This window comes from Streptomyces prasinopilosus, assembly GCF_001419695.1.
Taxonomy (GTDB): domain Bacteria; phylum Actinomycetota; class Actinomycetes; order Streptomycetales; family Streptomycetaceae; genus Streptomyces; species Streptomyces prasinopilosus.
On sequence record NZ_LIRG01000552.1, the window covers coordinates 1 to 7757 of the forward strand.

8 protein-coding genes are annotated in these 7757 nt (G+C 73.7%); 4 read left to right on the forward strand and 4 right to left on the reverse strand.

Annotation, left to right across the window (positions count from 1 at the left end):
• Positions 1-128: 128 nt before the first annotated feature.
• Positions 129-650, forward strand: a complete 522-nt coding sequence (locus tag AOK18_RS21770) for a hypothetical protein (RefSeq protein WP_055695447.1) — start codon at positions 129-131, stop codon at positions 648-650.
• Positions 651-713: 63 nt separating this feature from the next.
• Here the strand turns inward: AOK18_RS21770 and AOK18_RS21775 are convergent, their stop codons facing one another.
• Positions 714-1499, reverse strand: coding sequence for a hypothetical protein (locus AOK18_RS21775; RefSeq protein ID WP_055695448.1), 786 nt, complete (start codon positions 1497-1499; stop codon positions 714-716).
• 251 nt (positions 1500-1750) lie between these two features.
• Between AOK18_RS21775 and AOK18_RS21780 the strand changes: the two genes are divergently transcribed.
• The 3 genes from AOK18_RS21780 to AOK18_RS21790 are packed head-to-tail and all read left to right on the forward strand — an operon-like array spanning position 1751 to position 4899.
• A complete protein-coding gene (locus AOK18_RS21780) occupies positions 1751-3127 on the forward strand; it encodes a magnesium transporter MgtE N-terminal domain-containing protein (protein ID WP_079105127.1) in 1377 nt (458 codons plus the stop codon).
• Complete coding sequence (locus AOK18_RS21785) at positions 3111-3722, forward strand: DUF1003 domain-containing protein (protein WP_055572700.1); 612 nt, start codon at positions 3111-3113, stop codon at positions 3720-3722. Before AOK18_RS21780 ends, AOK18_RS21785 begins: the two co-directional genes overlap by 17 nt.
• A gap of 43 nt (positions 3723-3765) precedes the next feature.
• Positions 3766-4899, forward strand: coding sequence for an Mrp/NBP35 family ATP-binding protein (locus tag AOK18_RS21790; RefSeq protein ID WP_055572699.1), 1134 nt, complete (start codon positions 3766-3768; stop codon positions 4897-4899).
• 188 nt (positions 4900-5087) lie between these two features.
• Here the strand turns inward: AOK18_RS21790 and AOK18_RS21795 are convergent, their stop codons facing one another.
• The 3 genes from AOK18_RS21795 to AOK18_RS21805 form a co-directional block, all read right to left on the reverse strand.
• Positions 5088-5765, reverse strand: coding sequence for a hypothetical protein (locus AOK18_RS21795; RefSeq protein ID WP_055572698.1), 678 nt, complete (start codon positions 5763-5765; stop codon positions 5088-5090).
• Positions 5766-6013: 248 nt separating this feature from the next.
• Positions 6014-6442: a sec-independent translocase gene (locus AOK18_RS21800; protein WP_055695449.1), complete on the reverse strand. Its 429-nt coding sequence runs from the start codon at positions 6440-6442 to the stop codon at positions 6014-6016.
• A gap of 267 nt (positions 6443-6709) precedes the next feature.
• A partial coding sequence (locus AOK18_RS21805) for a S1C family serine protease (RefSeq protein ID WP_055695450.1) occupies positions 6710-7757 on the reverse strand: 1048 nt, incomplete at its 5' end.

The following is a 7757-nucleotide window of genomic DNA, read 5'->3' on the forward strand; positions in this document are numbered from 1 at the left end:
GGAGCCGGAGTCGGGGCCGGGGCCGCGTGGGGTCCCGGAGCCCGCCCCGGGGCCCGGGGTGCGGACCGGGATCCGGAGCCCGCTCCGGATCCGGATCCCCGCCCGGAGGCCCTGGATAGGCTGGGCCCATGACAAGTGCGACCAGTGCGCTGTTCGACCGGGCCCTCGTCGAGGAGGCCACCAAGAAGTCCGGCCTCGTCTGGGTCCGGGGGTCCGGCGGCACGGCCCGGCCGCTGTGGCACGCATGGCACGAGGGCGCGATGTGCCTGGTCGGCGACGGCCCCGGGGAGCAGCCGCTGCCGGGGCTGGCGGACGGCGGGCCCGCCGAGGTGACGGTGCGCAGCAAGGACAAGGGCGGCCGGCTGGTCTGCTGGGCCGCGACGGTCGTGGAGCTGCCGTCCGGGTCCGGGGAGTGGGAGGCGGCGGTCGCCGTCCTCAAGGGCAAGCGGCTCAACGCGCCCGACGGCGAGGCGATGACGGAGCGCTGGGCGCGTGAGTGCCGGGTGCTGCGCCTGGAGCCGACCGGGGTGACGGCACCGCTGCCCGAGGGGTCCCTGGCCGAGCCCCCGCTGCCGACGCCGGTGACGACCCGGCGGCCGGCCCCCGCGGGCCTGCCCCGGCTGCTGGCACGGCGCGGGAAGCGCCGCTGACCGGCTCCCTCGCCGGGCCCTTCCGTCCGGTGCCTCCCGTGCCGGCGCTCCGTCCGGGTCCCGCTACGACGTCGGGAGCTGGCCCCCGTAGTCCAGCGTCTCGTCCTCGGCCGGCTGCTCCAGGGCGAAGTCGGTGCCCCAGGCCGAGAAGGTGAGGGTGCCCGCCTTGCCGGCGCGCACCAGGCGCAGCGGGTACGGCTTGCCCTCGAGGGAGACGTCCAGGGTGCCGCCGGACCCCTTGTCGCCGGTGATGCGGACGGTGCGGACGCCGCCCTGCTCGTGGTGGCCGTCCGTGGCGAGGGCTCCGTGCAGGGTCAGCAGGCCGTCGAGGAGGACGTCCTTGTCCGTGAACCCGGTGAACTTCTTGTACGACGGGTCGCCCTCCGGCACCTTCACGTACTTCTCGGCGAGCTTCCCGGCCGCCGCCGCGTCCGAGGCGCCGTCTCCCCCGCCCTCCGCGTCGTCCCGGCCGGCTCCGCCCTCCGCCTGGCCCCAGAACTCGGCGTCGGCCTTCAGGAAGAGCTCGTCGCCGACCTTCAGCAGCCGGAACGTCTGGCCCCCGGCGGTGACCGATCCGATGCCGCCCTCGGGCTTGAGCCGCATGTCGAGTGTGTACGTGCGCCCGCTGGTGACGACGTTCCCGTGCAGCCGCACGGTGTCGACGGACCTGGCGGCCGTCCGCGTCCTCTTCTGGATCTCGGCGGCGGACAGCCTGCCGACGCCGTTGGTGCCCTCGTTCGGGTCTGCTTCCTCGGAGCATCCCGTGAGCCCCATGCCGGTCACGAGCAGCACGCACACCGCACTCGCCAGCACGGCGGTGCGGGAACGGCCCGGGGAGATCGGAGTCACAGGTTGCGCTGCCTCTCTGGGGGGACCTGAACGGCGTACCGCAGAGTACCGGGGCCGTACCGGCCGGTCGGAGGCAGTCCGTCCGGACCGGCCACGGGAGCAGCGCCGATCGGGACGGGCTAGCCTGAAGCCGCCCGAACGGGCCATCCGGACAACCGGCGCAGCGGCGGTCAGGACGGTACGGCAGGACCAGAGCAGGCAGCAGGACACACGCACGGCAGCACCGACCCGTACGAAAAGGAGCCGCCGCCATGGCAGCGGGCGCCCCCCGGTTCTTCGTCTCCCACATCTCCGGCGTCGCCGCCTTCGATCCGGCCGGCGACCAGGTGGGGCGTGTGCGCGACCTGGTCGTCATGCTGCGGGTGGGCGGGCGACCACCGAGGCTGCTCGGTCTGGTGGTCGAACTCCCCAGCCGGCGCCGCATCTTCCTGCCCATGAACCGGGTGACCGCCGTGCAGGCCGGTCAGGTCATCACCACGGGCGTGCTCAACGTCCGGCGCTTCGAGCAGCGTCCCACCGAACGGCTCGTCTTCGGCGAGCTCCTGGACCGCAGGGTGACGCTCGTGGAGACCGGCGAGGAGGTCACCGTCCTCGACCTGTCGGTGCATCAGCTCCCGGCCCGCCGGGGGTGGGTGATCGACCGGGTGTTCGTCCGCAAGGGCAAGAAGGGCGGAGCGTTCCGGCGGGGCAAGGGGGAGACGCTGACGGTCGAGTGGTCGGCGGTCAGCGGGTTCTCGCTGGAGGAGCAGGGGCAGGGTGCCGAGAGCCTGCTCGCCACGTTCGAGCAGCTGCGCCCCGCCGACCTGGCCAACGTCCTGCACCACCTCTCCGCCAAGCGCCGCGCCGAGGTGGCCGCCGCGCTGGACGACGACCGCCTGGCGGACGTGCTGGAGGAGCTGCCCGAGGACGACCAGGTGGAGATCCTCGGCAAGCTGAAGGAGGAGCGGGCCGCCCACGTCCTGGAGGCCATGGACCCGGACGACGCCGCCGACCTGCTCTCCGAGCTGCCCGAGGAGGACAAGGAGCGGCTGCTGGACCTGATGCGGCCCGACGACGCGGCCGACATGCGGCGCCTGATGGCGTACGAGGAGCACACCGCGGGCGGTCTGATGACGACCGAGCCGATCGTGCTGAGGCCCGACGCGACCGTCGCCGACGCCCTGGCCCGCATCCGCAACCCTGACCTGTCCCCGGCGCACGCGGCCCAGATCTACGTGTGCCGTCCGCCCGAGGAGACCCCGACCGGCAAGTACCTGGGCACGGTCCACTTCCAGCGGCTGCTGCGCGACCCCCCGTACACGCTGGTCGGCTCGATCCTCGACGACGACCTGCAGTCACTGGCCCCGGAGGCGTCGCTGCCCCTGGTCGCCGGGTTCTTCGCCACGTACGACATGGTGGCGGCGCCCGTGGTCGACGAGGCGGGCGCGCTGCTGGGGGCGGTGACGGTGGACGACGTCCTGGACCACATGCTGCCGGACGACTGGCGGGAGACCGAGTTCCACCTGAACGAGGACGACGCCCCGGACCGCGACGACGGCGCGGAGGGCGGGTCCGGTGCGGACGACGCGGACGGCAGGGACGTCGGGGACGACGACGAGGGGGTGGTGACCGATGGCGGCCGAGCGTGACGGCGCGCGCGAGCAGCGGCACCCGGCGGGCGCCACGGCCGCCGGCCGCACGCGGACGCCCCGGCTGGACCAGCCGCGCCCGCCCAGGCGCCGGCTGCTGCCCGAGTGGGACCCGGAGGCCTTCGGGCGTCTGTCGGAGCGGATCGCGCGTTTCCTGGGGACCGGCCGGTTCATCGTCTGGATGACGGTCGTCATCATCGTGTGGCTGGTGTGGAACGTGTCCGCGCCCGAGGAGCTGCGGTTCGACGAGTACCCGTTCATCTTCCTGACCCTGATGCTGTCCCTCCAGGCCTCGTACGCGGCTCCGCTGATCCTGCTGGCGCAGAACAGGCAGGACGACCGCGACCGGGTCAACCTGGAGCAGGACCGCAAGCAGGACGAGCGGGCGATCGCGGACACCGAGTACCTGACGCGGGAGGTCGCCGCCCTGCGGATCGGGCTCGGGGAGGTCGCGACGCGCGACTGGATCCGCTCGGAGCTCCAGGACATGATGAAGGAACTCGAGGAACGGCAGGACGGGCACCGGGACCATCACGGCTCCGTCGCGGCCGTGCGGGCGCAACGGCCCGCGGGACGTGACGCAGACGACCGGTAGCGGGCTTACCGGGGGACGTACCGGGCGCCGTACCATCGACACCATGGCTACGGAAGACGCGGTGCGCGAGGCACTGGCGACAGTGAACGACCCCGAGATCAACCGGCCCATCACCGAGCTGGGGATGGTCAAGTCGGTCGAGATCGGGGCGGACGGGGCGGTCGCGGTCACCGTGTACCTGACGGTCTCCGGCTGTCCGATGCGGGACACGATCACGCAGCGGGTGACGGACGCGGTCTCCCGGCTGGAGGGCGTCACGCGGGTCGACGTCACGCTGGACGTGATGAGCGACGAGCAGCGCAAGGAGCTGGCGAACGCCCTGCGCGGCGGCCAGGCCGAGCGCGAGGTGCCCTTCGCGAAGCCGGGCAGCCTGACCCGGGTGTACGCGGTCGCCTCCGGCAAGGGCGGTGTCGGCAAGTCGTCGGTGACGGTGAACCTGGCGGCGGCGATGGCGGCCGACGGGCTGAAGGTGGGCGTCGTGGACGCCGACATCTACGGCCACTCGGTGCCGCGCATGCTGGGTGCCGACGGGCGTCCCACCCAGGTCGAGAACATGATCATGCCGCCGTCGGCGCACGGGGTGAAGGTCATCTCCATCGGCATGTTCACCCCGGGCAACGCGCCGGTGGTGTGGCGCGGCCCGATGCTGCACCGCGCACTGCAGCAGTTCCTGGCGGACGTGTACTGGGGCGACCTGGACGTGCTGCTGCTCGACCTGCCGCCGGGCACCGGCGACATCGCGATCTCGGTCGCGCAGCTCGTGCCGAACGCCGAGATCCTGGTCGTCACCACGCCCCAGCAGGCGGCGGCCGAGGTCGCCGAGCGGGCGGGTTCCATCGCCGTGCAGACCCACCAGAAGATCGTCGGCGTGGTCGAGAACATGTCCGGCCTGCCGTGCCCGCACTGCGACGAGATGGTCGACGTCTTCGGCACCGGCGGCGGCCAGTCGGTGGCCGACGGGCTGACCCGGACCACCGGCGCCGACGTCCCGGTGCTCGGCTCCATCCCGATCGACGTGCGCCTGCGCGAGGGCGGCGACGAGGGCAAGCCGGTCGTCCTGTCCGACCCGGACTCCCCCGCGGGTTCGGCACTGCGCTCGATCGCCGGCAAGCTCGGCGGGCGTCAGCGCGGTCTGGCGGGCCTGGCGCTGGGCATCACGCCCCGGAACAAGTTCTGAGCGCTCCGGGCGCCCGTACGGGGCCCTGAGGGCCGTCGTGCCGCGTCCTGGCCGGGGCGCCGTCCTGCGGGGCGGCGCCCTTCGCCGTACGGGGACGGCGATGCCCCCGACCGGGTCCGGCGGCGCGCTTCCCCGTCCGGCTCCGGCGGCGTGCCTCCCCGCTCGGGGCCGGCGGCGCGCTCCCCCGCTCAGGACGCGTAGGCGGTGATGTCCTCGATCGCGGCGAAGGCCAGCCCGTACGCGCTCATGCCCCTGCCGTACGCGCCGACGTGCACGCCCGCCCGCGTCGATCCGGCGAGCACCCAGCCGAACTCGGACTCCCGGTAGTGGAAGGGCGTCGGCACCCCGTCCACGGGGAGGGACAGCGTCGACCAGTCCGGTCCGTCGAGGTCGTCGGCCAGCACCCAGGCCGTCTCCGTCTGCTGCTCCAGCCAGTCGTCGCGCAGGGAGTGGTCCATCTGGCCCGGCCAGGTGAACGACAGCAGTCCCACTCCGGCGAGCCAGGCCGCGGAGGAGACGGAGGTGGCCTCCAGCAGCCCGGTGCCGTCCGCGCTGCGGCGCACCGGGTTGGCGGCCACCGTCACGGTGACCGCGAACTTCTCCTTGGCGTCCTCGCCCGCCTGCTGGGCCGTGTACTCGCTGCGCACCGAGGGCTCGTCCCCGTGCCCGATCGACCCGTGCTCGACGGCCCCGTCCGCCGCGGTGCCGACCTGCATCAGCCAGCGCCGCCCCGTGAACGCCTCGTCCAGGCCGTACCACGGGAAGGGCGCGCTCAGGTAGCCGTCGACCGTGCGCCGCCCGGAGGGGACGGGTGGCCCGTCCTCCGCGGCCGACGCCTGCGCGACTGCCCGACTCGTCGTCTCCATGCCCGGACGCCTCCTCGCTCTCGTCGGACCGGGGGCGGCCCGCCCCCCTTCGGGCGTACTCGTCCGGACCGCGCAACAACTGGGGCAGCATAGCCACCTCGTGGGCGCCCGCCCGGGAAACCTCCCGGCGCGTGGGCCGCCTGGAGGTCCGGTCCGGGCCGTGCGGGGCCCTGACGGAGTATGAAACGCGTCACGTGGGCGGAGGCGTGCGCCCCCGTGCGCCCGGCCCCGGCCGTGCCGGGGGAGGTTCAGGTGGCGTCCGCGTCGAAGGGCGGACGGTCGTCGGCCGCCTTCCCGGGCTTCTTCGTCAGGTCGAGGCGCCCGCCCGGGGCGGACGGGGAGGAGGGCTCGGGGTCGCGGCCCTGGACGGCGTCCGTGACCTCGGCCATCTCCTTCTTCAGGTCGAAGCCGCTGCGGATCTCCTTGAGCCCCAGGTCGTCGTTGTCCAGCTGCTTGCGGATGAACGTCTTGGGGTTGAGGTCCTCGAACTCGAAGTCCTTGAACTCCGGGCCCAGCTCCTCGCGGATGTCCTGCTTGGCACTGTCCGAGAAGTCGCGGATCTTCCGGATCGTCCTGGTCACGTCCTGGATGACCTTGGGGAGCTTGTCCGGACCGAAGACGAGCACGGCGAGGATGACGAGCGTCACCAGCTCGAGCGGTCCTATGTCATTGAACACCTGAAGCTCCTTGCGATGTCCTCGGCTCCCGGCCCTCGGTGGTCGGTGCGCCTGCGCGGGCGTACGTCGGTGCGGTCTTCCGTGGTCCGGGCCGGGTCCACGGTACCCGGCCACCCCGTACGACCGGTACCGTGCCGGGGCCTCCGGTTGCGTGACGGGGACGGTCTTCGCCGGCTGTTCGCCCTCCCGTGCCCGCCGCGCTCCCCGCGCCCGCCGCACCGGCCGCCTCCCCCGCGCCGCCGTGCCGGCCGCCGTGCCGCCGGGCGGCTAGTCACCGCCGGAGGAGCCGAGCACCAGCGAGACCTCCCGCTCCTCGCCGTCCCGCTCCAGGGTGAGTTCCAGCCGGTCCCCGGGGCGGTGGGCGCGGGTCTTGACGATGAGTTCCTCGCCGGAGTGGACGCGCTGCCCGCCGACCTTCGTGATGACGTCGCCGGCCTTGATCCCGGCCTTGTCGCCGGGGCCTCCGGCGCTGACCGGGGGTCCGCCGTCGCTGCCCTCGGCGCCGACGCGGGCGCCGTCGCCGGCGTAGTCCATGTCCAGGGTGATGCCGATCACCGGGTGGGTCGCCCTGCCGGTGTTGATCAGTTCCTCGGCGACGCGCTTGCCCTGGTTGATGGGGATGGCGAAGCCGAGACCTATGGAGCCGGCCCGGCCGTCGTCGGCCTCGCCGCCGCCGGCGGCGGAGCGGATGGCGGAGTTGATGCCGATCACGCGGCCCCCGGCGTCGAGCAGGGGGCCGCCGGAGTTGCCGGGGTTGATCGGCGCGTCGGTCTGCAGGGCGTCGACGTACGACACGTCACTGCCGTCGCCCCGCCCGCCGCCGGCCGTGATGGGGCGTTCGCGCGCGCTGATGATGCCGGTGGTGACCGTGCCGGCCAGGTCGAAGGGGGCGCCGATGGCGACCACGGGGTCGCCCACCCGCACGTTCTCCGAGTTGCCGAGGGGCAGGGGGGCCAGCCCCTCGACGCCCTTGACCCTCACCACGGCGAGGTCGTAGCCGCTGTCCCGGCCGACGACCGTGGCCTCCGCGGTGTCACCGCTGTGGAAGGTCACGGTGATCTTCCCGTCGCGTCCGGCGGGCTGCACGACGTGGTCGTTGGTCAGGATGTGCCTGCGGCCGTCGAGCGCGAACCCGGTACCGGTGCCGGTCGACGCCGCCCCGCTGACGTGCAGGGTGACGACGCTGGGCAGGGCCCGCGCGGCGATCCCGGCGATGCTTCCGGGCGCCCGTCCGGCGGGCTCCTCCCGGGCCTGCGGGAGTTCCACGGCGCCCACCCCGCCGTTGCGCTCCAGTTCGGCGCCGACGATCCCGCCG